21 protein-coding genes are annotated in these 26258 nt (G+C 54.2%); 11 read left to right on the top strand and 10 right to left on the bottom strand.

The window, feature by feature from the left end; genetic code table 11:
- Positions 1-6: 6 nt before the first annotated feature.
- A complete protein-coding gene (locus tag SACSAC_RS04190; protein WP_037283794.1) occupies positions 7-663 on the bottom strand; it encodes a hypothetical protein in 657 nt (218 codons plus the stop codon).
- Positions 664-1006: 343 nt separating this feature from the next.
- Here SACSAC_RS04190 and SACSAC_RS04185 point away from each other — a divergent pair, with 343 nt between their 5' ends.
- Both SACSAC_RS04185 and SACSAC_RS04180 read left to right on the top strand, forming a co-directional pair.
- Positions 1007-2164, top strand: coding sequence for an iron-containing alcohol dehydrogenase (locus SACSAC_RS04185; protein ID WP_425414793.1), 1158 nt, complete (start codon positions 1007-1009; stop codon positions 2162-2164).
- Between the two features lie 262 nt (positions 2165-2426).
- Positions 2427-2891, top strand: a complete 465-nt coding sequence (locus SACSAC_RS04180; protein ID WP_037283792.1) for a hypothetical protein — start codon at positions 2427-2429, stop codon at positions 2889-2891.
- A gap of 87 nt (positions 2892-2978) precedes the next feature.
- Here SACSAC_RS04180 and SACSAC_RS04175 read toward each other — a convergent pair whose 3' ends face one another.
- Positions 2979-3746 carry an MBL fold metallo-hydrolase gene (locus SACSAC_RS04175; RefSeq protein WP_037283790.1) on the bottom strand — a complete coding sequence of 256 codons (768 nt, stop codon included), beginning with the start codon at positions 3744-3746 and terminating at the stop codon, positions 2979-2981.
- Between the two features lie 176 nt (positions 3747-3922).
- Here SACSAC_RS04175 and SACSAC_RS04170 point away from each other — a divergent pair, with 176 nt between their 5' ends.
- On the top strand, positions 3923-4465 hold the full coding sequence (locus SACSAC_RS04170) for an Lrp/AsnC family transcriptional regulator (protein ID WP_342666444.1): 543 nt from the start codon (positions 3923-3925) through the stop codon (positions 4463-4465).
- Positions 4466-4535: 70 nt separating this feature from the next.
- Here the strand turns inward: SACSAC_RS04170 and SACSAC_RS04165 are convergent, their stop codons facing one another.
- Together SACSAC_RS04165 and SACSAC_RS04160 are read right to left on the bottom strand one after the other, a co-directional pair.
- A complete protein-coding gene (locus SACSAC_RS04165) occupies positions 4536-6269 on the bottom strand; it encodes a DUF4179 domain-containing protein (RefSeq protein WP_037283788.1) in 1734 nt (577 codons plus the stop codon).
- On the bottom strand, positions 6223-6816 hold the full coding sequence (locus SACSAC_RS04160) for an RNA polymerase sigma factor (RefSeq protein ID WP_084777900.1): 594 nt from the start codon (positions 6814-6816) through the stop codon (positions 6223-6225). Before SACSAC_RS04160 ends, SACSAC_RS04165 begins: the two co-directional genes overlap by 47 nt.
- Before the next feature lie 159 nt (positions 6817-6975).
- Between SACSAC_RS04160 and SACSAC_RS04155 the strand changes: the two genes are divergently transcribed.
- The 4 genes from SACSAC_RS04155 (at position 6976) to SACSAC_RS04140 (ending at position 10851) form a co-directional block, all read left to right on the top strand.
- Positions 6976-9087 (top strand): class I SAM-dependent methyltransferase, encoded by a 2112-nt coding sequence (locus SACSAC_RS04155; protein WP_037283786.1) that lies wholly within the window; start codon positions 6976-6978, stop codon positions 9085-9087.
- Between the two features lie 191 nt (positions 9088-9278).
- On the top strand, positions 9279-9998 hold the full coding sequence (locus SACSAC_RS04150) for a M50 family metallopeptidase (RefSeq protein ID WP_037283784.1): 720 nt from the start codon (positions 9279-9281) through the stop codon (positions 9996-9998).
- 74 nt (positions 9999-10072) lie between these two features.
- Positions 10073-10615 carry a DUF1232 domain-containing protein gene (locus SACSAC_RS04145; RefSeq protein WP_156950941.1) on the top strand — a complete coding sequence of 181 codons (543 nt, stop codon included), beginning with the start codon at positions 10073-10075 and terminating at the stop codon, positions 10613-10615.
- An 11-nt stretch (positions 10616-10626) separates the two neighbouring features.
- Positions 10627-10851: a hypothetical protein gene (locus tag SACSAC_RS04140; protein WP_037283782.1), complete on the top strand. Its 225-nt coding sequence runs from the start codon at positions 10627-10629 to the stop codon at positions 10849-10851.
- Between the two features lie 493 nt (positions 10852-11344).
- On the opposite strand, the gene SACSAC_RS04135 is transcribed toward SACSAC_RS04140, so the two are convergent.
- Positions 11345-12226: an ROK family protein gene (locus SACSAC_RS04135; RefSeq protein WP_037283780.1), complete on the bottom strand. Its 882-nt coding sequence runs from the start codon at positions 12224-12226 to the stop codon at positions 11345-11347.
- Between the two features lie 167 nt (positions 12227-12393).
- Between SACSAC_RS04135 and SACSAC_RS04130 the strand changes: the two genes are divergently transcribed.
- A complete protein-coding gene (locus SACSAC_RS04130; protein ID WP_051506852.1) occupies positions 12394-15321 on the top strand; it encodes a beta-mannosidase in 2928 nt (975 codons plus the stop codon).
- Positions 15322-15938: 617 nt separating this feature from the next.
- On the opposite strand, the gene SACSAC_RS04125 is transcribed toward SACSAC_RS04130, so the two are convergent.
- Both SACSAC_RS04125 and SACSAC_RS27880 read right to left on the bottom strand, forming a co-directional pair.
- Entirely contained in the window at positions 15939-18011 is a 2073-nt protein-coding gene (locus SACSAC_RS04125) for an endonuclease MutS2 (protein WP_425414831.1), read from the bottom strand.
- A gap of 784 nt (positions 18012-18795) precedes the next feature.
- Positions 18796-19374, bottom strand: coding sequence for a hypothetical protein (locus tag SACSAC_RS27880; RefSeq protein WP_037283777.1), 579 nt, complete (start codon positions 19372-19374; stop codon positions 18796-18798).
- A 463-nt stretch (positions 19375-19837) separates the two neighbouring features.
- Here SACSAC_RS27880 and SACSAC_RS04110 point away from each other — a divergent pair, with 463 nt between their 5' ends.
- Both SACSAC_RS04110 and pdxK read left to right on the top strand, forming a co-directional pair.
- Positions 19838-21064: an MFS transporter gene (locus SACSAC_RS04110; RefSeq protein WP_037283773.1), complete on the top strand. Its 1227-nt coding sequence runs from the start codon at positions 19838-19840 to the stop codon at positions 21062-21064.
- Positions 21065-21244: 180 nt separating this feature from the next.
- The gene (pdxK, locus tag SACSAC_RS04105; protein ID WP_037283772.1) at positions 21245-22054 is read left to right on the top strand and encodes a pyridoxine/pyridoxal/pyridoxamine kinase; all 810 of its coding nucleotides are present in this window, start codon (positions 21245-21247) and stop codon (positions 22052-22054) included.
- 130 nt (positions 22055-22184) lie between these two features.
- Here the strand turns inward: pdxK and SACSAC_RS28175 are convergent, their stop codons facing one another.
- Positions 22185-22349, bottom strand: a complete 165-nt coding sequence (locus SACSAC_RS28175; RefSeq protein ID WP_166273239.1) for a hypothetical protein — start codon at positions 22347-22349, stop codon at positions 22185-22187.
- A gap of 353 nt (positions 22350-22702) precedes the next feature.
- Here SACSAC_RS28175 and SACSAC_RS04100 point away from each other — a divergent pair, with 353 nt between their 5' ends.
- Positions 22703-24607 carry a sensor histidine kinase gene (locus SACSAC_RS04100; protein ID WP_037283770.1) on the top strand — a complete coding sequence of 635 codons (1905 nt, stop codon included), beginning with the start codon at positions 22703-22705 and terminating at the stop codon, positions 24605-24607.
- A gap of 82 nt (positions 24608-24689) precedes the next feature.
- Here the strand turns inward: SACSAC_RS04100 and SACSAC_RS04095 are convergent, their stop codons facing one another.
- Together SACSAC_RS04095 and SACSAC_RS04090 are read right to left on the bottom strand one after the other, a co-directional pair.
- Complete coding sequence (locus SACSAC_RS04095; RefSeq protein ID WP_051506851.1) at positions 24690-24962, bottom strand: NHLP leader peptide family RiPP precursor; 273 nt, start codon at positions 24960-24962, stop codon at positions 24690-24692.
- Positions 24963-25159: 197 nt separating this feature from the next.
- Positions 25160-26083: a hypothetical protein gene (locus SACSAC_RS04090; RefSeq protein WP_037283768.1), complete on the bottom strand. Its 924-nt coding sequence runs from the start codon at positions 26081-26083 to the stop codon at positions 25160-25162.
- Positions 26084-26258 lie beyond the last annotated feature (175 nt).

Below are 26258 nucleotides of genomic sequence, written 5' to 3'. Positions count from 1 at the left end.
GTTCGGTTACTTGGCTTCTTTGATGTCCGTGATCGTCAGTACCTTCGTCTCGGAATCAAAGTCTTCTTCCGTATACGTGAACGTCACTTGAGCATCCGCCGGAATTTGACCGAGCTGCGCTTGGGCTTCTTCGGACAACTGGTACATGACCGGCTCGCCGTCTACTTCGATCTCCGCGCTGTGGGCGTCGGCAAGGCCGACGTACGATCCTTTGCCGCTTTGCTCGTCCGCCGCAGGCGTAGTCGCGGGAGCGGTTCCGGTCGTTCCTCCGGTCGTTCCGCTGTTCGTCGAACTTACCGAATCGGAAGCGGACTCGTCCGGCTTCGTTTCGGCAGGCGTGCTGTCGGTTTCCGCGTTATCCTTCGACTCGTCGTCCGCAGGAACAGGATCGCCTGTCGTCGCGTCGAGGTCCGTTTCTTCCTGAGCTTCGCCGATCGCCGAATCGGTAGGGGACTCCGTGCTGTTTTCTTTGTCAATGTCCACTTCGTCTGTCGGGTGCGCGTCGTTGTCTTCTCTGGATTGGTCGTTCGCCGAGCTATCCGCCTGGGAATCCGAAGACGTCGACGGGGACGGCGAAGCCGCTTGGTCGTTGCCGCATGCGGCCAACACGCCGGTCAGCATCAGGGTAAGAGCCAAAACGGATAAAGATTTCATTTTATTCATACAATCAAACACCTCCAAAAGGTTATACGCTTGAGTTTATTAAAAGTTACACAGTCGGCAGCCTTTAGAAACAAGGGTTCGGAAAACCAAAAGCCGCATCCGTCGTTCCGCAAAAAAATCCTTTCTTCAATATTGTTACCCAAAAACCACCCTTGATGCAAATTTAGCGGACGGGCTGACAATAATTGACCGGAACGACTCCTTTTTTTACAAAAAGAATAAACAAAAAACCACAAATAAATGTGACTTTTATTATTTAGTGAAAATAATCACTAATGATAATGTGGACATTGAAGCATGAACCTTTTCAAGTCGTAACCAAACAAGCGAACGAGAAAGGAAGATGAATTTGACTACGCATGTCTATTATGTTCCTCCCGTTAATCTAATGGGCCGAGGCTGCCTGAACGAGGCCGGCCCGCATATTCACCAACTCGGCGGCCGCAAGGCGCTCGTTGTGACGGATGAATTCCTGCTTCGGAGCGGAATTGCGGATCGAGTGCTGGACGTATTGAAAAAAGAAGGTTTCGAATCCGTCGTTTACAGCGATGTCCGCCCGAATCCGACCTGCAAAAATGTTCACGACGGCGCGGAGCTGCTGCAAAAAGAAAATTGCGACATCATCGTCTCGGTAGGCGGCGGATCGCCGCAGGATGCAGCCAAAGCCATCGGGATTATCGCAGCGAACGGCGGCCATATCACGGAATATGAAGGCGTTCACAAATCCAAAGCCAAGTCGATGCCGATCGTTGCGGTGAATACCACGGCAGGCACGTCCAGCGAAGTCACGATCAACTATGTCATTACGGACGAAGAGCGCAAAGTGAAGATGGTCATGGTGGATAAAAATGCGCTGGCTTCCGTCTCGATCAACGATCCGGAGCTGATGACCGGCAAGCCTGCCGACCTGACGGCCGCTACGGGGATGGATGCGCTGACGCATGCGGTCGAAGCTCTGGTCACGCCGGGCGCGTATCCGGTTACGGACGCGACGGCGCTGGCTACCGTTCGCCTGATCTTCGATTATCTGCCGCGCGCCGTGAAGGACGGCAACGACATCGAAGCCCGCGAGCAGATGGTGTATGCGATCTTCCTTGGGGGCCTTGCCTTCAACAACGCCGGATTGGGTTACGTGCATGCGATGGCGCATCAGCTCGGCGGCGTCTACGATCTGCCGCACGGCGTGTGCAACGCGATGCTGCTGCCGTTCGTCGAAGCGGAAAATGCCAAGCATGTACCGGAAAAGTTCCGTGCGATTGCTCGGGCGATCGGTTTGGACGATTCCGGGAAAAGCGATACGGAGTGCGCACGCTACGTCGTGGACAAAATCTCCGAGCTGTCCCGCGAAGTCGGCATTCCGTCCAAGCTGTCGGAGCTGGGCGTGGATGATCCGGACCTTGACCTGCTGGCGGATAACGCGATGAAGGATGCCTGCGCTCCGGGCAATCCGTTCCAACCGACGAAGGAAGAAGTCGTGAAGATGTTCGAACATATTTTATAAGTAAACAGCTTGCTATTATTAATAGAAGGAAAAGTTAAAATATATACGGTAAAAAGCTGCGTATCAGCGTAAGCCGGGTGAAGATAAGTATCTTCAAAAGAGATTTCTTAGTCGTTCATTCGCAGAAAGCACCACGTGGGCGACCGAGACCTACTTATTCGAATCGGACTATAATTGACTTCCGCTTCGCATTCTCCTCCTCGATTCGGTACAATGAATAGAAGTGTTCATTACCGAGCAGTATCGAAAGGAGTTTTTTATCATGACTGAAGAACAAAATCCGCAACAACAGCAGCAGGTGCGCGAGGCGGCCGATCTTGCTGCGCACTTTGACGTGACGGTAGAGCAAGCGAGAGAGCTTCCGTTCGCGGAAGGACAGACGTTGATCTGGGCCGAAGCATTCAAGCTGGACAGCTGGTTGATTCTGATGCAGCCGAGCGACAATCCGCAGCAGCCGGAGCCGTTTTTCGGCAACGTCGACGGACAAGGCTGGGCTTTCCTGTTTACCGATCCGATGCATGCCCAGGTGTTCGCGCGCAACAATCAGTTGATGACGCCGGGCGGGCAGGTGTTGATTGCCAAAATGCAGGTCGATCCGATGATCAATTGGCTTCAAGAGATCGAAAAGTCGGGTCTGTACGGCGTGCGGTTCAACGAGGGCGAGCAAGGCTGGTTTTCGCCGATCTCCAACTTGCGCGACATGCAGGAATACGTGGAGCCGAAATAGATCAATCCAGCAGGCCGACTCAGCAAAAAAGACGCGTACAGGGAAATTTTCCCCGTGCGCGTCTTTTTATGTCGTTTGACGTTCCGTTTAAAAAGCCAACGTTTCCCCGTCGTCCGGGAGGCGTACCCGATCTTGAAGCCCCTGCTGCTTCATTTCGGTCGCCAGCGTTTCCCGCGTCGTCCGGCAGTGGTTGATCGCTTCCAGATGCACGGCGACTACGGCGGTATGCGTATCGTGGCGGCAAACCGACGCAACGTCTTCCGGTGTCATGATGATCGGATCGCCTTCGCCGAATTGCGCGCCGCCGGCGTTGACGATTGTGACATCGGGGCGGTGCGCGTCGAGCGCCTGAACGACGTCGTCGCACCAGATCGTATCGCCCGCGATGTACAGCGTCGGTTCGTTGTCAGCACGGAAAACAAAACCGGAGACTTGTCCCATCTTTTGCCCGATCTCGCCGATGCCGTGTTGACCGGAGGTGCGCGTGATCGTAACGCCTCGGTACGCCAGCGCGTCTTCGATTTCGGTCACATGCGAGAAGCCGAATGACGCGATTCGCTCAAGGTCGCCCGGTTGGGCCAGAATCGGAAGCTCCGAACCGCCGCGTCCCGCAAGCAGAGCTTTGGCCGCAGGTTCGTCCCAATGGTCCGGATGCAGATGGGTCAACAGCAGTACGTCGGGCGAGGAAAGGCTTTCGGACGTCACCGGAAGCGGGACGAGCGGGTTGGGACGGGAATCGGGAACATGCGGAATTGCCGGAGTAGAGCCTTGGTCGGCGAAAGAGGGATCGACGAGCCAATTCAGGCCGCCGTATTCCAGCCATAATGTCGCATTGCGGATAAGGGTGATTTTCATGATGAACCTCCTGATGGCCGCTTGTCTCGCGATCTCAAAAGAGGCCGAGAGCGGTAGGCCGTGATATACTTTTCATTATAAAGACGCCAAATCCGCCAGGACACGCTTCGGTGAAACGATCCGGGGCTTTATGTTTTCGGCGTGAAAATAAGGATGACGAAAAGGAAGGAAGCGACATGATTAACGATGAAAATCCGCAGACGGAGCGTGAACGGATACGGCAAGAACGCAAAGCGGCAAGCGTGCGGCATAGCGACAGATTGATGAGCGAACAGCATAGGTCATCGGTTGCCGACGCCTCTTTTGCCGACACGGACCTGCGCATCTTGGATTTGTTGCTAGAAGACTCTACCCGTACGCACAAAGAAATCGGGGAAGAGGTTCATTTAACCGGACAGGCCGTTGGCGCAAGAGTAAGGCGAATGCGCGAAAGCGGCGTGATCGAAGGGTATACGCTGCGTTGGAATCCGGCGAAAGTCGGGCTGGCGGTCGAAGCATACGTGACCGTTTTTCTGGATGCGGGGACGATTCACGCCGCGTTTCTCGCGTTCGCTCAAGGTGATGAACGCGTTGTGCGAATGGATCGGACGAACGGCGAAGGGTGTTATTTGCTGTTGACGCGTACGCGTACGATGGAGGAACTGAACGGATTTTTGCAGGATATGTTGAATTACGGGAACTATCGGGTGAATCTGTCGATGGGGAGATTGAAAGGTTGAGCAGTGTGAAAAGGAAGAACAAAGACGCAGGCGGTTCGGATCGGTTCCGGTCGCCTGCGTCTTTGTTGTTTTATTCCGGCACTACGCCCGGCGTTCCGGTCTGCGGAATCTCGAAAGACCATTCCCCGTCGCGGTATAGATGCTGCACTTCGGTACGTTTGAGCGTCAGCTTGCTTGGCATGGTCTCCAGACCCTCGACGATGAACGTCTGGCTACCTTCCAATTTCGGATCTCCTATGGTTAAGGCTCCGCGGAATTGGACGCGATACTCGTTTCCGGCATCGTCCAAAGCGATCCAATCGTCGGTCGGGAAGCCAGGATTGCTATAACTTCCTCCGAAAGTGATGATCCCGGCAGAAGGGATATCGGCAGCTCCGCTACCCTCCCTGTTGGGGTCGGGCCCGACGGTCATCCCGGTCAGTTCGAACTCGTCCCCGGAATCCTTGAACACCGCAGGATTTTGGGCAGAAAGGGAAGACGGGTCAAAGCTGACCGAGGCGTCGCTTTTTTCCCGAATCATATAACCTTCCAGTACAAAGCGCAGCGGTTCCGTAGTGTAAGAGAAATTGCTGAACCGATAAAACCAGCGATTGATGCCGGTCCAACGATCGAAAACGGGCGAAGCGAAATCGTAAGAGCCGTAATTCCAAGGCAATTCTTCGCCGTCTGTCCGTTCGATTCGGTACAGGACCTCGTGCTTGCTTTGGATGCCTTCCGTTCCTCGCTTTTGCGCTTCCGGTGTCAATGAGGTTTCGAATTCGAGCGCACCTCCGCTGGGCGTGCGAGTTGCTCCGAGCATATTGATTTTCACGCCGGCAGGCGTTTCGTAAGATTCGTTCAAACGGGTTATTATGGAAACGTCTGCGGCCTTGGTCAGGTCGATGTCGACGTTTAACGTCCAAAGGCCGCCGACTTTCTGTCGTTTGGAATCGCTCAATGCTTCGCCGGGACTGATCAGAAGTTCTCTTGCGTCAATTTCCAACGATAGGCTTTGGCCGACAGCGGGACGCCCAAACCTGAATTCGATCTGGTCAAGACTCGAGTTCCCGCCGATCGAGCTGGTATATGCGACCTCTCCCTGACTGTCCCGAATCCGAAATTGATTACCCTGTCCTTGGGTCAACTGACCCGCAACTGAATTACCGTGCTTGTCCGATACAGTAAGCCCGACAACCAACCGGGTGGAATCCGCAATCAGCTCTTCGACCTTGACCGTGTACCCGCTCGCTTCGTCCGTAGCAAAAACGTTGGTGCTGGTCAAAAATCCAGCGTCTCTCGCTTCGGACATCCCTTTATCGGCCATGGAGTCTTTGGAGAAAAGAGAGCGTACATGCTCGGCGATCGTGGGATGGGTAGACAGCAGGATGCCTCCGGCAAGGAATACGATGACGGCCGCTGTTATCCACAAAGGCTTACGACTTTTTCGTTTTTTTGGAACTTTCCGTTCGGGAGAGCTGCCGGGATCTTCAAGGGTTGTCGGCGCTTCCGGGTCCTGTTTATCGTTATCCGCCTGTTCGACAGGGACCTCCGGCACCGAATCCATATCGACCCCTTCCAGTTCAGCCATAAACCGCTCCGTAAAATCATCCGGCAGCTTTTCCTGCGAGAAGAGCGATGTCCACTGCGCGTCTTCGCGAGCGGTATATTCGTCATTTTTGCGTGCATCCTCATTAGCGTACGGGTGCTGTTTATCCGAAAAATGTTCATTCGAATTCTCACCGCCAACCTGCCCGCTTCCGTTCCCTTCCGAACTGCGTTTATCGTGCAGAACTTTTGCCGTTGTCGACTGCGATCGGAAATTCATAGCGCATTCCCTCCTTCGCTTTGATCTTGCCGCGTAAGCTGCATTTTGCCCGATACAGCGCGTTGTTCACCTGACTGACGTTCATGCCCATAAGCTCCGCGATCTCTTCGTGACTCAGTTGACCGACATAACGCAGCACCATCGCCAATCGATAATGTTCCGGCAGCATATCGAGCAGTCGATCCAATTCTTCGCGCAATTCAGTCCGCATGAGACTTTCTTCCGGCGTGTCTTTTTTCGGTGCGGGAGTCTCCAAGATCGGTTCATGCGGAACAGGAACTTTTCTTCGCCCGCGATCCCGAAACAAATTAAGCGCGATCGTATGCATCCAGGCGGAAAAGCTTTGTTCGGGTCGCTGCGAATCCAGCTTGCGGTAAGCTTTGAACAGCGTTTCTTGCGTCAGATCCTGCGCATCCGCTTCACTCAGTCCCATTTTCCGAAATAATCCGTACAATTTATTTTTATACCGATCCACGATGTCCGCGTAAGCCTGCTTGTCGCCCGCGAGTACGGCATCCACGATGATCCGGTCATCCGGCAGTTCCACTCCTTTTCCTCCTCCGTGACGATTTACTGCTAAGACGCATGCTGCTTCGAAGTTCTCTCGCTTCGTCTTCCGATTTTTTTACCGCCCTGATTTGGGGTATCATAATAGAGATTATAGCGATCATCGCGAAAAGATGGAGAATGGAGAGGAGCGAACATCATGCCAAGCGCCCTGGAACAGATCCGCAGCTATATGGAAAAAGAAGAGGAAGAAGCCCGCAGAATCGACCTTCCGGCGTGGCTGAATATTTTGGCGTCCGCCGAAGAGTACATCGTCAATTACGAACGGATCGGCTCGATCGGCGAACTGGAGCAGTTGAATCCGGTACTGGCTTACGTGGAGCGAAGTTTGGAGCTTTTGCAGGGAGAGCGCATGTCCTTTTGGATGAAAGAGCTGCTCGAAGAAGTGCTGGCTTGGAGCGAGACGGCAAAAGGCGGCAGCAGGCTCGATCGGATCGGCTGGCAGCGCCAGGGCATTAACGTGTTTGTACATAATGAAGGTTCGGCGGATTTGTATCTGCAAAAGTCGACGGATAGCGCCGGGGACCGCCGCCGCTTGACCGCGCTATTGATCCGCACGCACGGGCTGCTCGGCCAATATTTGCGGGGCGAAGTGCCTTTTGCCGCGAATATGCCGCTGCATGGTCCGGTAGACGAAGGGCTGTTGACCGAGACCGAACTTGCCCGGCTGCTGATGGCGCTCAACCGCTGCGTAATCGGGGCCGTGTCGGAGGATCTGTGGGAAGCCGTGGCCGCCGAGCTTGAAGCTTGCGTGCTGCATGTCTCGCTCGGCACGGTGCCGGAGGGCGACGGATTGCGGCGACGATTGCGGCGGTTGCGCACGGAGTCGATCCGGCGCGGCGAGGATTTTGACGGCGGGCTGGCAGAAGTGGATCAAGCGCTCCAAGCATCCGGCGTCGAAAACGGGTCGGAGCAGGCTTTTGCACGCTTAAACGATAAAACGCTCTGGTACGTCGAGGCGGCATTGAGCGAGTTTTCGTTGGAGGAGTTCGTCAAAATGATGCTGCTCGCCCTGCGCGGCGCGGACGAAGGCTCTCAAGCCCGGCATATCAGCTTCGAGCGCTTGATGCACGGCTTGTACTACGATTATAAAGGCGTCAAAAAGATCAATCTGTACAAAAAACGGATCATCGAAAAGTATCTGCGCGAGCTGGATTGGGCGGCCGTGCTGGAAGGCGGGCGGCACGCGAACAGTCCGCATCTGCATCATCGGGTCAGCCGGGAAAAAGGCAATACGGATACGTGCTTTTTCGGCTTCGTATTCTCTCCGGCCGCGGAAAAGCTGATCGATTTCTGCGTGGAAGCCGAGAAATCGCCGCTGTACGAACGCGCCGTGCTCATGCTGATGGATCTGTTCGGCTTGCGGCGCGACGCGTATGACCGTTTCCACAACGAAGACGAGTATCTGGAATCGATGAACAGTTCGGCGGACGACAAAAAAGTGCTGCTTTCGTACATTTCCGGCTCGCGCGTGCTCGATATCGGTCCGGGCGGCGGCGTGCTGCTCGACCTGATCGAACAGGAACTGCCGGACAAACAAGCGATCGGCGTCGATATCAGCGAAAACGTGGTGGAAGCGTTGGAGCGGCGCAGACGATTGGAGAACCGCAACTGGCGGGTGCTCAAAGGCGACGCGCTCAATCTGAAGCAAAGCATCGAGCCGGGCAGTATCGATACGGTGGTGTTTTCCTCCATTTTGCATGAATTGTATTCGTATATTCCGTTCAACGGGCAAAAGTTTAATCTGGAAACCGTCCGGGCGGCGCTGCAAAGCGCGTTCGAACTGATCCCCGTCGGCGGGCGTATCCTTATTCGAGACGGGATCATGACGGAACCTGAGGAGCAGACGCGAAGATTGACGTTCTCCGACCCGGAAGCGCCGGAGAAGCTTGCGCGATACGCCGAAGACTTTGTCGGGCGGGAGATCAAGTTTGAGCAGCTCGGCCCGAACGAAGTCCGCATGCCGGTCAACGACGCGATGGAGTTTCTGTACACCTACACCTGGGGCGAGGAAGCGTATGTGCACGAGGTGCAGGAGCAATTCGGGTATATGACGCCGTCGCAGTATGAAGCTTGTATCGCGGAGTTGTTCGGAGAGCAGGCGAAAATCGTGGTAAGCCGCTACTTTTTACAGGAAGGGTACACGCTGGCGCTGCAAGACAAAGTAAAGGTGACGGACGACGCAGGCCATGAGCTTTCGCTGCCGGACAGCACCTGCCTGATTGTTATTGAAAAGGTGTCGGAGAGTTGAAACGCCAAGCGGGGTGAGCATAGGCCCTACTTTTTTAAGCGAAAATCCGATAAGCCGGAACCTTGCCCTGTGCTTGGTCGTAACATAACGAGAACGCGTTGAACGCATAAAATGATATAAAAGTTTTGGAAAGTCACCGCGAACCGTTCAGGCAAGGCGGCGGTTCGCGATCCGTTCGAGGAGGTTGTTTCATGCCAAAATGGGCAAAACTGGTGCTGTATCTGCTGGTCGCGGCGGTGCTGACCCGACTGATTCCTTTTTCATCGTTATTTCGCAATCTGAACACGATGATCCATGAATTCGGTCACGCGGTGGTCGCGCTCGCCACGTCGGGTCATGTCTCGTCGATCGACTTGAACGCGAACCACAGCGGAGCCACCTACGTCATGACGTATTCGACCTGGAGTTCGATTCTTGTCTCCTTGGCCGGATACATGTCCGCTTCGCTGTTTGCCGTCCTGCTGTTCTACGGCTATTACAAAAAACAGCAAAAGCAAGGCTTGATCCTGATGACGGCCGTTGCTTTGATCATGTTGATCCTGTACGTGCATGACGGCTTCGGCGTAGTCTGGCTGATTGGATTTATCGCATTAAACGTGTTGATGTACTTCGTCTGGGAGCCGCTGCGCAAGTTCTACTACATGCTTCTTTGCTTCCTGACGCTGGAGGAGTCGATTACGAGTTCCCTCTACTTGGCCTGGGTGTCGATCACTTCTCCGCGAGCGGCGGGCGATGCGGCGCTGCTGGCGCAGGACACCTTCGTGCCGGCAATCGGCTGGTCCATTCTGTTCGTCGCGTTCTCGCTGCTGTGCGCCAACTGGTGCATCCGATTGTTCGCCAAAACGCATGAGGGACGCTCGGCGAACCGCAGTTCGAACAGCGGCTCGCGGCGATCGAAGATGAGAGCTTGAAGGGTAAAAATAGCATCCGGGCGCTCGCGTATAAACGGTCGCCCGAAACATCGCATAAGGGAGGTCATGCCGATATGGCGGACAAAAAAACCTGGAAAGACCGCGTGTCCGATTACGGCCGCGTTAAGCTCGGAATCGGCGTGAATGCCAAAGATCCGGCAGAAGCCGCAGTAATAGAGTCAGCAGGCGATCCGATCAACGAAGCTGAATTGAACGAACGCATCAAAGGCTATGGCAAGCAGTATTCGGAAGGCTCGTTCTGGGAAAAAGTCAAAAAGTTCGGCAAAAAAGCAGGCGTCAAAGTCGTCTATGCAGCTTTACTGCTGTTCTACACGCTCAAAGACGCAGACGTTCCGCCGTGGGCGAAATCGGTCATCGTCGGCGCACTGGCCTACTTCATCGCCCCGATCGATCTGATCCCCGACTTTATTCCGGTGGTGGGGTACACGGACGATTTCGGCACCTTGATCGCGGCCGTCGCCGTCGTCGCGAAGCTGATCAACGACGACACGCGCGGCAAAGCCCGTGTCAAGCTGGTCTCCTGGTTCGGCGAAAGCGCCACGCTCGATCTGGGCGAAGTGGAAGCGAAGCTGGAGGACAAGAACGAGAATAAGTAAGGAGGAAGCTAATGGACAAGCATCCAAGCAATCCGGGTACGGAACGATTGATCAAGCTCATGACTGCCGCGGACTTCGTCTTTTTCCTGCTTGCAGCCGCCGCCATCGTGTATTTGTTGAATGACGAGCTTGTCATGGACAACAAAATCATCTATTTCATCTTGTTCGGCTTGATCATGCTCAACAGCATGTTTCGGATCGGGTACCGATATTGGCGGAGGGGGAGACGTTCTTGAGGTGGGAGGCGCTGCGGGCTGAAGGGTCTTCGATCGCGTGTTGAAAATGGGTTTCCTCGGATTGTATAAAACAAGCTGGAGGTAGGAAACCCATTTTCAAAGGCGAACGCTTCGCTTCTACGACTCCTTCACCCCTCCGCTCACCTCAGCACGTGGATGGTAGGTTTTAAAGGACAAGGGCAAAAGAAAAGCAACAGCAAGATAAAGGCACAGCCGATTATGGGGCTGTGCCTTTTAGTTTGGCGCATATATGCAATTTATTCATGCCTTTATCTATCTACCAAACATCTAAAACGGCCTGCAAACCGTCCTTATTGTTAATCTTTTTAATTAATTTATTTAAAGAAGCGCCTGCACGGTGGGCAGCAGCGGAGGGAGAAATTCAGGTCAAAATGCCTTTGAGCGCGCTCTTTGCGCGAGACAGCATTTTGTGAAGCATTTCGAAGAAATGCACTTCGGAAGCCTATGCTGGTAATTTCTCCCACAGCGTCACCTAAGCTCGAAACCGTCCAGCCGCTTCCACGCCCAGCGCTATGGAGCCGACCAAGCCGGCGTTGTCGCCCAAACCCGGAGGCACGATATAGCTGTCCAGATCGTCCAATACCGAAGAAGCTACATATCCGTTCAGGTTCTTCGCCACCTTTTGACGAATCAGCGGGAAGAGTTGGCTTTGGTGCATAACCCCGCCGCCGAGGATAATCTTTTTCGGCGACAACAGCAGGATCGCTCCGGTGATCGCTTCGGCCAGATAATGGGCTTCGATGTCCCAAGCGGGATGATCTTCGGGAAGGCTGTCGCCGCTTTGTCCCCAGCGCTTGGCGATCGCGGGGCCTGCGGCCATGCCCTCCAGGCAGTCGCCGTGGTACGGGCATGCGCCCGCGAACGTATCGTCCGGATGGCGCCGAACGAGCACGTGTCCGCCTTCCGGGTGCACCAGCCCGTGGATCAATTGACCTCCGGCATAGACGCCTACGCCGATTCCGGTACCGACGGTATAATACAAGCAGCTGTCCAAGCCTTGAGCCGCACCCCAGCGAGCTTCGCCGAAAGCGGCGGCATTGACGTCCGTATCGAATCCGGCAGGAACGTTCAGCTCTTTTTTCAAATGCCCGAGCAGATCGTAGTTCGCCCAGCCCGGCTTGGGAGTCGTCGTCACATGGCCGTAAGCCTTGCTGTTTGTGTCGAGATCGAGCGGACCGAACGAACCGACGCCGAGTGCTTCGATTCCTTTATCCTTGAAGTAATCGGCAGCTTTTTGCGTCGTTTTCTCCGGTTCTTCCGTAGGAAAGCTGATCCGATCCGAAATCTCTCCGCGTTCATTGCCGATTCCGCAAACAAACTTCGTTCCGCCTGCTTCGATTGCTCCGATGATCATCCGAATCGTCCTCTCCGTTTGTGGTTTCGTTGTATCATTCACGCTTCTTGCGCCTATGCTCCAGATCCAGTATAGCATGTCGCGAAGTTGCGTCTGTACCTGTTTCGCGCGTTATGATATTTTAAGGGAGCATGTTGAAAGCGTTATCTCGAAAGGGGAATTCAAGAATGGGCACGAATGTCAGTAACGCAGCCGGAATAACGGAATTGAACGGAAACTGGAGAATCAAAGACTTCGCGCCGGGGGCTGCGCCTTCGCAGGAGAATGCGGCGCCCGGATTGGACGATCGGTACTGGATGACGGGGCAAGTGCCGGGAGACGTACATAGCGCGTTGACGCAGCGTCGGGTGATCGATCCTCCTTATTTCGGACATAACGATCTGAAAAGCCGCTGGGTCGAAGACCGGGAATGGTGGTATCGACGCGGTTTCGAATATAGCGGCGAATTGACGAAGGACGCGGCCGAGCGGTTCGAGCTGACTTTTGGCGGACTGGATACCTTCGCGACGATCTTCGTCAACGGACACGAAATCGGCCGGAGCAGCAATATGCTGATGGCGCATACTTTTGACGTAACGAGGGTAATTCGCTCCGGTTGGAACATGGTCGCCGTCCGTTTCGACCCGCTGCTTCCGCATCAGAAGGATAAGGAACGCTTCGACTGGTCTTCGTATACGAAAGAACGTCCTTGGCTGCGCAAAGCGGCGATGAACTTCGGCTGGGATTGGGGTCCGCGTCTGGTCACGGTCGGGATCTGGGGCGGCGTGCGATTGAAGCGACACTTGCAGGCCAAGATCGAAAGCGTATTCGTTGAAACTCTTTCGATTACGGAACAGAAAGCCAAGCTGAATATTTCGGCCGAGATCCAGACGTATCGCGGCATGCAAGATGTCCCTCTTACGTTGCAATTGAAGTTGGAAGACTCAGACGGAAATGTGGTCTACGAAGCGGCAGTGACGGAGCAAGGGGCGCCCGGCGCCTATTGCGCGAATGGTTCGACCGAGGCGGCCTTTGACGAAAAGCCATCATTCGACCGCTCGACAAGCGACGGTGCGGGTTCCAGTACCTCGCCGCATGCGCTGCAATCGTCGAATCCACAGACTTCGCCTTTCTCCGTAACCCGATCCGAGACATTCTTCGGCGCGTCAAGCGTGCGCAGCGCTCAAGCTCCGCATCTTCGTCCGGCAAACCGCCGCAAAGCGTCGTTCGCTGCGTCGGTCGTGCTGCCCGACCCCAAGCTGTGGTGGACGCACGATCTGGGCGATCCCCATCGCTACACGCTGACGGCGGAGCTGCATGCGGGAGACGCGCTGATCGATACGATGACACAGGCAGTCGGGGTGCGCACGATCGAACTGCGGACCGAAGACGAAGAGGGCCGCGCGGCGTTCCGCTTTTTCCTCAACAATCAACCGGTTTACGCTCGGGGCGCCAACTGGATTCCCGCCGATAATATGATCGGGGCGATTCCGGATTCCCGTTACCGGGAGTTGATCGCGCTGTCGGCGGAGTCCGGGATGAACATGCTGCGGATCTGGGGTGGAGGCATTTATGAAAAGGAAGTCTTTTACGAGGAATGCGACCGTCAAGGGGTGTTGGTCTGGCAGGACTTTGCGTTCGCCAATGCGTTGTTCCCGGACTTCAATCAGGACTTTATGAACAATGTGCGCGCCGAAGTGGAATACAATGTGAAAAGGCTGCGCGGACGAGCTTCGCTCGCGCTTTGGTGCGGCAACAACGAGATTGATTGGCTGTACGATATGAAGACGGCGGGCGGGGATATCAAAAGCGACTTTTACGGCGAGCTGATCTACCACGAGCTGATCCCGGAAGTGCTGGAGCTGCTCGACCCGAACCGTCCCTACTGGCCGTCTTCGCCGTTCGGAGGCAATGACGCCAACGATCCGGAAGTCGGCGACCGGCATAACTGGCAGGTGTGGCATGGCTCCGTGTATCCGCGAAAATTCGGCGAAGCGCCGATTCTGGATTACAGCATTCAAGGTGTCACGTTCAAAAATTACAAGCAGGACATGGCGCTCTTCAGCAGCGAATTCGGCATGCACGCTTCGGCCAACCGTTACACGCTGGAGAAAAACATGCCGCCGGGCGAACTGGTCTGGGGCGGAGAAGAAATGGCGTACCGCAACAAGGACACCAATCATCTTAAAGGTATTCTGCTGATGGAAGGTTATACCGGCATCCCGCGCGATATCGAGGAATACATGAACTTTTCGATGCTGACCCAAGCGGAAGGGCTGCGTTACGGGGTCGAGCATTATCGGCGCAACCCGCGCAGCGGAGGCAGTCTGATCTGGCAACTCAACGACAGTTGGCCGGGAACGAGCTGGGCGATGATCGACTACGAACTGTTGCCGAAAGCTTCCTATTATTACGCGAAAAAGTTCTATCATCCGCTGCTGCTGTCGCTGGAACACGAGCCGGGCGAACCGTTGAAAGTATGGGCGGTCAACGACGGGCTTGAGCCGATCGAAGTAGAAGCCGTGCTGGAAGTGTGGCATTTTGACGGGGAAAAGGTTGGGGAGTATCGTTTCCGCTCGGAAGGCGCGCTGCGCGGGCCTAAGATGCTTGGGGAGATCGGCGAAGCAGAGGCGTTGAATGGAACGGATGCATCTGAAGCGGTGATTCGGCTGCGCTGGATCAGCGGGGGAGCGGCCGGGTTCGAACAAACGTACATGCTGCGCGATCATCGGGAGCTGAAGCTTGGAGCGGCGGAGCTTGCATGGGAAGTTCATATCGCGGCCCCGCAGGAACGGCAGGCGGGAGAACGGGATATTCGGGCGGCTTGGCTGATGGACGAACCGTTGGCCGAAGCGACGATTCAGTCAGGGGAAAAGCATGTCGAACACGAAGCGGCTCGCTGCCAAGTTACCGTAAAAGCTTCGGGTTCATTCGCGCGCATGGTCAAGCTGGAACTGCCGCTCGGGCGCGTTCGCTTCAGCGACAACTACTTTGATCTGCTGCCGGGCGAAAGTCGTACGATTGAGCTGTCGATGTTGGACGAATCGGAATTGGCGCTTGCTTTCGTGCTGGAGCATTTGCGGGTGAGTGCGGTTAATGCGATAGAGGTATTGTGAGGTTACTGCTGGTTGCGGCTATATAAAAAGTTTTAAAAAAGCGCTCCTGCTGAAAACGGGAGCGCTTCGGGATGTCTTCGAGAAAGTCGCTTTGGTGGGGGAAGCGAGAAGACTGCGAGAGAAATTCGTTCAAGTCGCTGTCTCACTTGGAAAACTGGATTTGAATTTTATTATGGAAGTTTTCCAAGTTCAAAGGCGTCTTTCACTGAATTTCTCTCTCCGTCTTCTCGCTTCTAGCTACGTTGGGTTTTCTCCACACTTGCAAGCGCTCTTGCTTAAAGGCGGGAGCGCTTAATTTTTTTCAAATGATGTGAATGAACTGAACTTTCACGAAACGTACTAACGCGTACGTTGGACGATTGTCGCTTCCGAAAAAAATGGACTCGGCAATCTTGCTAAAAAGCAACAATTTTACGTAATTCGCCAGAATTCATTTTCATTTATGCGAAAAAGCAACAATTATTGCTCCGTAGAGCGCTTTTCGGTATTTTTCGCTGAAATTGTTGCTTATATGCAGCAATGATCGTCGTTTCGTTGTTTTGCCACCTGAATTGTTGCTTATATGCACCAATCTTCTCCGTCATCGTTGTTGCTGAAAGTTCATCAACTCTTCGACTTTATCGCCGCCAAGTTTCGCCGCGCTCGTCGGGGGACTGCTCAATCGTTACGCCTTCCATATGTTTGCGTTCCATTTTACTGCGTTTCTTGCGGTTCTCTTTGGAGTCCAGCACGATGCTGAGATCATAATCGTCCGGATACAGCGACTCGCGAGCAATATGCGGCTGGAGACGTTTGCGGGCGATGCGTATTTTTTTGCCTTGAATTTGTACGCCGATATTGCCCATGCCGTCTTCCTCCGCATAGATGATCCCCGTCTTCCCAAGGTAAGGAATCAAGACGCTGTCCCCGATACGAAAGGCTGCGGGTTTCGAAAGGGCTTCTTCGGCATCGGAAATCCCGTCGCTTGTCACCCCTGTTGATTTTGAAGGCGTTGCAGCTTCGGGTTCTGTACGCCGCAGCGAGGCTCCCGGCAAAAGCGCTGGATCTTCGCGTACGAGGTTACGGGGCGCAGTAGTCAGATCATTGGAAACTAGCTCCCCGGAATCGCAAAGGTTCTCCGTCGTCGCTGCCGCCATCTGCTGAGACGGATCGACCTCCAATGCCTTCGCGCGCCGGGTCAATTCCTCTGCCCGCTGCGTCACGGCATCCGGGATGCCGAGCTTTTTGGCGATGGCGAAAGCATAACTGCGCCCGGCTTCGCCGATCGTTAAGCGATAGAGCGGCTGCAGCGTCTCGGCGTCGAATTCCATTCGGGCATTCTCGCAACCTGGCGTCGCCGAAGCGAAGTTTTTGATTTCGGTAAAATGAGTCGTGACGACTACGCAGGAATCGCGTCTTCGCAGTTCTTCCAGCACCGCGATCGATAAGCCGACGCCTTCGCCCGGATCGGTGCCGGAGGCCATTTCGTCGATCAGTACCAGGGAGCGGCGGTCGGCCGTTTCCAGAATGCTTTTGACTCGGCGTATATGGGCGGAAAAGGTGCTGAGCGCTTGTTCGATACTTTGTCCGTCGCCGATATCGGCTTCGATGCCTGTAAATATGGCCATAGTGCCGCCGATCTCAGCAGGAATCAATAAACCGGATTGCGCCATCAGCGTAAGCAAACCGACCGTTTTCAGCGCCAACGTCTTGCCGCCCGTATTCGGTCCGGTCACGATCAGCATGCGGAATCGTTCGCCCAGTTCGAAATTCAGCGGAACCATTTTCGATCCCATCAGCGGATGGCGGGCGCCGCGCAAAATAATGATTCCGTGCTCGTTCAATTTGACGTTGACGGCATCCAGCGCCAGCGCGTAACGGGCTTTGGCAAACAGGAAATCATATTCGCCGACCAGCTGCGCATTGACGACCAGCTCGCCGCGGAACTCTTCGGCAAGCCCGGTCAGCTCGCTGAGAATCTTCGTTTCTTCGCGTGCCTCCTCGGTTCGCAGCAGCTCCAATTCGTCGTGGAACTGACGGATTTCTTCCGGTTCGATATAGACGGTCTGGCCGCTGGAGGATTCGTCCAATACCGATCCTTTCACCATTTTGCGATACTCCTTGCGTACCGGAATCGCGGAGCGGCCTCCGCGCTGCACGGCAAGGCTTTCCTGCAAGATCGAGCGGTGCTTGGCCATCAGTTCGGCGAGCCTGCGCGAACTGCGTTCTTCGACGGTCGCCATGCGGCGGCGGACTTTCGATAATTCGCGGCTGGCGGAATCCAGCACGCGGCTGTTGCGAATGCAGCGCTCGATTTCTTCTTGCAGCCGTTCCAGCCGATGCATGCCCGAAGCATAAGAGGCGGCGTTGGGTGCCCAATCGGCTTTTGCGCGCATATAGTCGATCAACTGGGTGCAGCTGCGCAGGAATTGATGCAAATGCGTGAAGTCCTGTTCTTGGAAGACATAACCGGAGCCGAGCAAATCGAGGATCTGCTCCATGCCCGTCAGCGACGGCAGCGGAATGCTGGCTCCGCGGCGCAGTACGCCTGTAGCTTCGTCGGTCTCGTCCAGGCGTCGCCGCAGAATTCGGGCGTCGGTGATCGGCTGGAGTTCGGCGATGTGTCTTTTGCCCAAATAAGAAACGGCGTAGACGGATAATTCATGTTTGACGCGCTCGTATTCGAGGCGCTCCAGCGTTTGAGGTTGAATTGTCGAAAAGGTGGTCATGATCGGAATCGCTCCTTTGTATTGGCATTGGGGCGTGTACGCCCTAGCGTGCGCAGTGTTGAATCGGACATAGCCGGAAAACAAAAAAAGACGGAAGACAGGCCGATCCAGTCGGCGTCTTCGAAATCGATGGTTCGATTTCGAAGACGCTCTGATCAGCTTATCTTCCGTCTTCCGAGGTCTGGTTCCGGCACTCCCGTGCCTCCGAACGCGATGCTTATCGTGCAAGTTCGGCGTTTCGCCGAATTTTCGCACCGAAAGCCGCAACACGTTCGTTTCTTTCAAAGATTCGTCCGCACTCCGCAGCGTCCGCGCGGAGCGGGCGTTCGGCGCGCAAGGAAGGAGACGGCCCCGAGCCGCTGGTCCTTTCTTGCGCGCAGACGCCAAAAGGGCCGCGCTTCAGCTACAGCGCGGCCCGAAAACTCGAAAGAGTAAAATACCCGCCTCAAGTTTATGGAGAAATGATTCGCTGTTCTTAACTGAATTCCGGACAGTTTCAAACAGGCAACACGAAATAAAACCGCTTGACGCGATTTTTCGATCGTTCCCGATGAAAGACTATCCTGTATGGAATTAATTAGTTAAGAACATACCCCGTCATCAAAATTTCCCCTTTGCACTCAAAGTTATCTTCATCATAAAGCGGAGGTTCAAACCGGTCAAGCTTATTTTGACGCGGACGCAAAAACGCACCGGGCGACAGCTTCGCGGGGAAGCCATTGATCCGGTGCGTTTTCTTATACAAACAATCTGTTTCAATCCAAATTTATTCGTCTTCGTCCGTATAAACTTCATCGCGATATCCTTGGTCCGTCTCGGAATCGATCAGATTCTTCTGAACTTCGTCCGGCAAGGAAGAAGGGAAAGAACCTTCGCGGAATAACCCGTTTTCCGGATCGGTATCGCGTTCGGTCACCAGATTATCCTGATGATGCACCGTCTCGCGGTCGCCGTCGGTAATCAGGGGACGGTCCGGGTCTTCGGATTCGGCAGCGAGTTCCGCACGGCCTTCTTCTCCGCCCGCGCCGTTAAGCAGGTCCGTTCCGTGAGGTTCGTCCTGAGCGGGAGCAGCCGGATCAACGGGGCTGTCCGGGTGCAGATCGTCGGCGTCCGGTACGTCTTCCAATAGAGGAGAGTCCAGATGCGGATCTTCTTCCGTGCGGTTCGGGTACGCTTCCGGGTCGGTTATTGCCTGATCGGCATCGACGGGTGCGCCTTCTTGAACCGTGTCGACATATTCCAGCGTTTCGTCAGGAATGCCGCGTTCCTCGGAGTAAGGGGTATCCCGTTCCAATTGAAAACGCTCGTGCGCGCGGTCGGATTCGTTTCTCGGATCGAAAGCCATGATGTCATCTCTCCTTCGTGTTCATCGTATTCGTTGTATACATACGTTTACCCGAAAGGTTGTTGTTGTAACCTCTTTCCTGATTCGAGGCATGGTTTTCGAGCAGGAAAAGATAGACGGTTGCCCAATCTTGAAAAGGGGAATCCGAGCATCCGGCCGCGATCTGTCATGCTTTTGCGCTTTGCGGAGCTTGCTGCGTCATATGACCTAAAATCGGGTTTAGTTTCGCTAGAACCCTCCGGGTTCGATTGGGAATTTTTATCGAATAGGAGTAAAATTAATAAGTTAGAAACAACGGGCGTTTGCGGCGTGGCGATTGGGCCGGCGGAGGTATCGCACGCATTGTGGCGAACGTCGACTTCGGCAAGGCGGCGGACCGATCTCTTCGGATCGCTTTCGGATCATCGGGCGATATCCTTATAGGAGCGTACGTCGTCTTGCATGCGAAAGGGCGTGCGGACGGATGGAATTTTCATGGAAAAAAAACTTGATCGTGTTATGGGCCGGCGTATTTTTTTGCAGCATGGCCTATTCGATCTCGATCCCTTTTCTGCCGATTTTCATGCATGACGAGCTTGGCGTAGGGAACCAGTATTTATCGATCTGGGCAGGCGTGGCATTCGGCATTACGTTTCTGTCGAGCGCGTTGATTTCTCCGTTCTGGGGATCTTTGGCGGACAAGTACGGACGCAAGCCGATGTTGATTCGCTCAGGCTATAGCTTGGCAGCTTTGTATTTGATCAACTTTTTCGTGCAGGACCCGGTTCAGCTTGTAGCGCTGCGTTTGTTCCAGGGGCTGCTTGCCGGATTCATTCCGGCAGCGATTGCCTTGGTCGGTACTAATACGCCGGAGGAGAAGACGGGTTACGCGCTCGGCATCATGGCTACGGCCAGCGCTTCAGGCAACATCATCGGACCGCTGATCGGCGGCGTGGTCAGCTTTACGCTGGGCAACCGGAATGCTTTCCTGTTCTCCAGCGCGATCGTACTGATCGCGGCGTTAGTCGCGACATTCCTGGTGCACGAGAAAGAATTCAAACGGCCGAAGGTTCGTTCGAGGGTGCGAGACGATCTGAAGCAGGCGGCAGGCATTCCGGTATTTTTCGCTTTGCTCGGACTCGTCGCGATGAGCAACTTCTCGGTTATGATTCTGGAACCGCTCATTACGATCTACGTGCAAGGCATGGATATCGCGTCAGATCGAATCTCGTTGATCTCGGGCGTCGTCTTTTCCGCGGTGGGGGTGGCGACCGTCATCATGGCGCCGCGTTGGGGCAGAATCGGCGGGAAGATCGGTTACGGCAAAGTGCTGATGATCGGTTTGATCGGCGGCGCGGTGGGGAATCTGCTGCAATTCTTTGTCACCGGTTATGTCGGCTTCGGCATTTTGCGCTTCGTGTACGGATTGTTCTTCGCGGCTGTATTCCCGGCGGTTAACGCGATGATTGTTCAAGTTACGAAGCCTGAATTCCGCGGCCGGGCCTTCAGTTTGAATCAGTCGGCGACGCAGCTCGGCACGATGGCCGGACCGCTGATCGGCGGCGTTCTGGGCGCGGTCATTCCGATCCACTGGATCTTCGTGATCAACGGCGTGGCGCTGCTGGCTTGCGCCTTTATCGCCCATTATAAAAAGATCGACCAGACGGCTCCGTTTCGGCGCACGAAAATCGCGGACGGGGAATCCGAATAAGCGGATAAATCAACTTTGGCAAGCGGTTGACAAGACAGACGCTTCGTCTTACGATTACCGAAGGCTGCGATGCTTTTCGGTAATTCGGCGCAGCGTGAATAGACAAGCAGGCCGGCAGTTCGGATCTTCGATTCGCGCTGCCAACAGGCTTACAATATAGACCCAGGAGGCGTTTGGAAGATGACGATACCTAAAGTTTTGACGATTGCCGGTTCCGATACAAGCGGGGGCGCAGGCATTCAGGCTGACCTGAAAACATTCCAGGAGCTGAACGTATACGGAATGACCGCGCTGACTTGCGTGGTTACGATGGACCCGCAGCTGTGGAGCCATAATGTAACGCCGATGTCGGCGGAGTTGCTCGAGAGCCAATTGGACACCGTGCTGAATGGCATCGGGGTGACTTCAGCCAAAACGGGCATGCTCAGCACCGTAGCGATCATCGACGCGGTTGCGCGCAAGATCGAAGAACGTCCTTTGGATCATTTCGTGGTCGATCCGGTTATGGTCTGCAAAGGCGAGAACGAAGTCTTGAACCCGGATACGGCGGAAGCCATCTTGGAAAAGCTGGTTCCCAAAGCGACGGTCGTCACGCCGAACCTGTTCGAAGCTTCCCAGCTTGCGAAGACGGCGCCGATCCGCACGGTAGAAGATATGAAGAACGCAGCCGCGAAAATTCACGAACTTGGCGCGAAACACGTCGTAATCAAAGGCGGCGGCAAGCTGCTGCACGAGAAAGCGGTCGATCTGATCTACGACGGTCAAGAATTCGAGCTGCTGGAGTCCGATCGCATCGAGACGAATTACATTCACGGTGCGGGATGCACGTTCTCGGCGGCGATTACGGCTGAACTGGCAAAAGGCGCAGATGTGCGTACCGCAGTCAAAAATGCCAAAGCATTCGTGACCGCAGCCATTCGTCACGGTTTCCCGATTAACTCCTTCGTGGGACCTACCCTGCATGCGGCTCACCGGTTGCATCGCGATTAAGAACAGGTCCGGGGACTTGCAATTTCGTAACACCGATTGATAAAACGACAAAAAAACGGATTTCCGGGGCAATCGCCAAGGAAATCCGTTTTTTTACATATCGGGACGTTTGAATGACCCTGCTTTACGGTTATTGGAACATCGGGAAGACATAACGAACGAGGAAATACAAGATGCCGAACGTGATGATGATATACGCGGCATACTTGATGAACGTTGAAGCGACCATGCTCGAGTCCGACTTTTTCTCGATTCTGCGTTCTTCGACATCCACGTCTCTATGCGAATTATTCATGTTGAATTCCTCCTTGATCGATCGTGATTTCGCTTAGTCGCACGCCTGGGATCTGTTGAGATGATAATTTATACACAGGACCCCCGTACCTTGAAACAAGGGCTTTTTACCCGCAATTCCAAAAGGAAGAAGAAAGACGGCAGGGAACCGGGGGCACGGCGGCGAATGTGTAGATAAGGGCAAGGGACGAAGAATGAAGGTTAAAGGATTAATAGATCAAGAGGTTAAGAGATTAAGGTCAAGAGATCAAAGTCAAGAGATCAAGATCGTTTGAATAGAATCGCTTGTCGCGGGTTCATTCGATCTTCTTGCCCGGAGGGGTCGAAGATCGAATGGACCTTATAGGAGGGCTTATGCGAACTTTACCGAAAACAATAGCCGTTCTAATCGGAGTTATGATCATTATTTTTTTGTGCATAAAAGCTTTCCCCGGCGAAAAAGACGAAGCGGCAGCGGTCGAAGTCGGGTCATGGCAATTTTTATGGGATCCGGGCGGTTGGGAGCAAGGCTCCGTCACGCCGCCCGAACGGGTACTGCATTCGCCGGATTGGATCGCGATGGACGAGGAATCGATGCCGCCGTCCAGACCGCTCGGAGCGGCTTGGGCCTGGGTGAGAATCGATATCCCTCATCTCGAATGGCCGATTCCCGCCGTGTTGATCGAAAAGGCGCACGCCCGCAACGTGGTGGTGTATACCGAATACCGGGAGCTGTTCGATTCGCATCGGCAATACCGTTACGCGATGAACGAACTGCTGCTGCCGCTTCGCGTGGAAGATGCGGGAGGCTCTGTCTATATTCGCCTTCAGCTTACGGAGGAGCGTTCGGGAATCGTCCAGAACATCGTATTCGGAAGCTTTTACGAACTGCTGACCGTATACTTGACCAAGGACATGCTGGATATCATGCTCGGCGGCTCTTTTGTGCTAATCGGGGTGGTCATGCTGATTTGCGCGCTGTTTTTGCATCGAAGTTATGTTCAGGCTTGGCTGTCGCTCAGCTTCGTCATTTTGTCGATCGGTCTGCTCGTCGCGACGTATTCTCCGTTCTTATTCACGCTTTACCCCGAATACGGACGAATGCTTCAGTTGTTGTTCGATGTCGGACTCTTCGCGCTTCTGCCTTCCTTCCTGTACTTTTTCCAGCTTATCTTCGGAAAAGGATACAAAAACTCTATCTTGTATCTAAGTCGGTTACAATTGGGTTACTCGTTCTTCTGTTTGCTTCTTTTATTCGGAAACGTGTTGACGAACGAGCGCTTTTTCTCCATCTATTATCTCCTGACAACGACGGTGCTCGGGGGATTGATGATCGTGGAACTGCTGACGATGTTGATCGGTTCGGTGGTATACAGCCTGCAAAAAAACAAAGATGCCTGGATTTTCAACGCGGGCTTGGCTGTTTTTGCGGGAGTCGGAGTGTTCGAATTGTTCCGCTACTATGCGACCGAAGAGCAATATGATCTATACTGGTGGAAATGGGGCATGGTCGTCTTCGTTATTTCGCTAATCGTGGTCTTGGGTCGACGCTTTGCCGAGACGCACAACCAGGTGCTCCAATATTCGAAGGAACTCGAAATGTTTAATAATGAACTGCAACACGCGGAGAAAATGGAGATTATCAGCGAACTGGCGGCATCGGTTGCCCATGAGGTACGCAATCCGCTTCAAGTGACCCGCGGGTTTTTGCAGCTGCTGGGCGAGCGCTCGGCTTCGTCGGACAAAGCGTACATCGATATGGCGCTGGACGAACTGGATCGGGCTTCGGGAATCATTACCGATTTTCTGACCTTTGCCAAGCCGGGTGCGGAAAATATAAAAACCTTGTCGATTGCCGAAGAATTCCGTCATATCGAAGGGGTATTGACGCCGCTGGCCAGCATCCATCACGGAAAAATGGTTCTGGACATTGCTCCCGATCTTTATGTCAAAGGCAATTCGTCCAAGTTCAAACAGGCATTAATCAATATGATCAAAAACAGCATCGAGGCGTTTCAGGACGAAGGTCAGATTACGATCACGGCAGCCAAAGAAAACGGCGAGATCGTGATCCGCATCCGCGACGACGGGGTAGGCATGGGACCGGAGGAGTTGAAGCGGCTCGGCGAACCTTATTTCTCCAATAAGACAAAAGGAACAGGCCTTGGGCTTATGGTCACCTTCCGGATCATCGAGGCGATGCAGGGAACATTAAGATTCAGCAGCGAAAAAGGAGCGGGAACCGAAGCAACCATTCGTTTACCGGAAGCCTCTGAGTAAGAGGCTTCCGGCAGATCGAGGTCGCGGAGGTCCCGCTCCTTGCTTTTGTTAGGTGAATAGGATGGATGCGTGTCGTTGCGATTTAGCCGCCTGTTCCCCACATGGCTGCCGGCTCAATGGTGATTCGCTCGGCTTTCGGAATAATGTCGGAAGGGTTCGGAGGGATGACCAGATAGAAGTCGTTCGCCGACTCTTCAACCGCAGTCAAGTTAATATGGTCAGGCAGTTCGATGCCGAAAGCGTCGCGCAGAGCGTTCTTCGGATCGGCCAGCAGACGGGCCCGGAATTCGGGATCTTCCCATGCTTTTTGAATCACTTGGGTTTTGATCAAAGTTTCCGTTGTCAGGTGTGCCATTGAACATCATCCTTTCGCGTGCGAATTCATGATTGTTGAACAGGAGGACAAGTGACGTTGGGTCCATCCGAGGTCGATCGAAAATTCATGGAATCGCGATCGAACTGAGAAGGTTTTGTTTTTATGGAAAATCATAACACGGATAAAAGGAGATAGCAAGCGGGAAAGCAACGTTTTGAAAAGAGGAGAAAAGAATGCTATTGACCGAGGAGCCAATAGTTCAGTCCGCCCAGTGACAGCCTTTGCTTTTCTTCTTCGATCCGGGCTGCGATGCGCTCCAGATCACCTGCCAGAGCAGCATGAAATCCGATCAAGCCAGGGAAGTCTGCACGGTAGTCCTCGAGTTCAGCTTGTCTGTCAGCCGAAAATTCCGCATAGCGTCCAAGCATGCCTTTTTCATAAACGGCAGCTTCAATATCACGGGGGGAGATCGGGGTTTCGATTGTGTTTGCGTATTCTTTGCGATAGAGCGAGACGAGGCAGTTGTAGGAGCCGTCCTGTAGATCGTCTGTGTAGTCTGCCCAATCGTCGGCCATTTGGAGGGTGATGAGGGTCTCGCGAACCGCATGCAGCGCACGCGTCTGCAAAGCTTCATGATCAGAGAATAAGGCTAACGGGCATAGCAGTAGCGGAGCGGATCGGGCTGCAATATCGGGCGGATGTTCGTAAAAGGGATCGGTATTTCGCTCGGCGGCAAGTCCTGCTGCCCATTCGCCCGTGCAAGAGACCAGCGCTTCGCGGAAGAGGCTCGCGGAGCGGAACAGCGCGGCATATCGAACGGTCATCTCTGCGTTTAGTAGTTGGGACAGTGCGATGTGAGGGCGATCCAGACCGGACTGACGATCCATTCGTTCGTCCTGAAGATGGAAATGCAGCATACCGAAGATGTTAGCTTCGGCGATTTCCCGACAGTGTTCAAGCGTGGCTCCTGCCGCCTCGCGCAGCCAATAGGGGAGCAGGCAGCAGATATAATTGGTGGGGCCGTTTCCGAGTCCTGGATCGAATCGATCCAAGTAACGAATGCCGAGCTGAGCGAAGGGCTGCGGGAAGCCTCCGATCGTCTCCCGGCAGGCTTCGAATGCGCGCTGCATTTCGCGCCTTGTTTCGACGGATAGTTGCATGAAATTTCTCCTTCCGGCACGTTTTTCTTCCTGCCTTTATATACCCGTAAATTAGACGTCGCGCCCGTAACATTTTATACAGTCTCGCCGAGCCTAACGCGCAAAAATCGTTTGGTTGAAAAGCCGATAGTATAGTATGCTGGAAATCAGAAATCTTTACTCGAAAATCTTCATT

It is taken from the genome of Saccharibacillus sacchari DSM 19268 (genome assembly GCF_000585395.1).
Lineage (GTDB): Bacteria > Bacillota > Bacilli > Paenibacillales > Paenibacillaceae > Saccharibacillus > Saccharibacillus sacchari.
The sequence above is the reverse complement of the archived record's forward strand: the minus strand, read 5'-3'. Positions and strand labels throughout refer to the sequence as shown.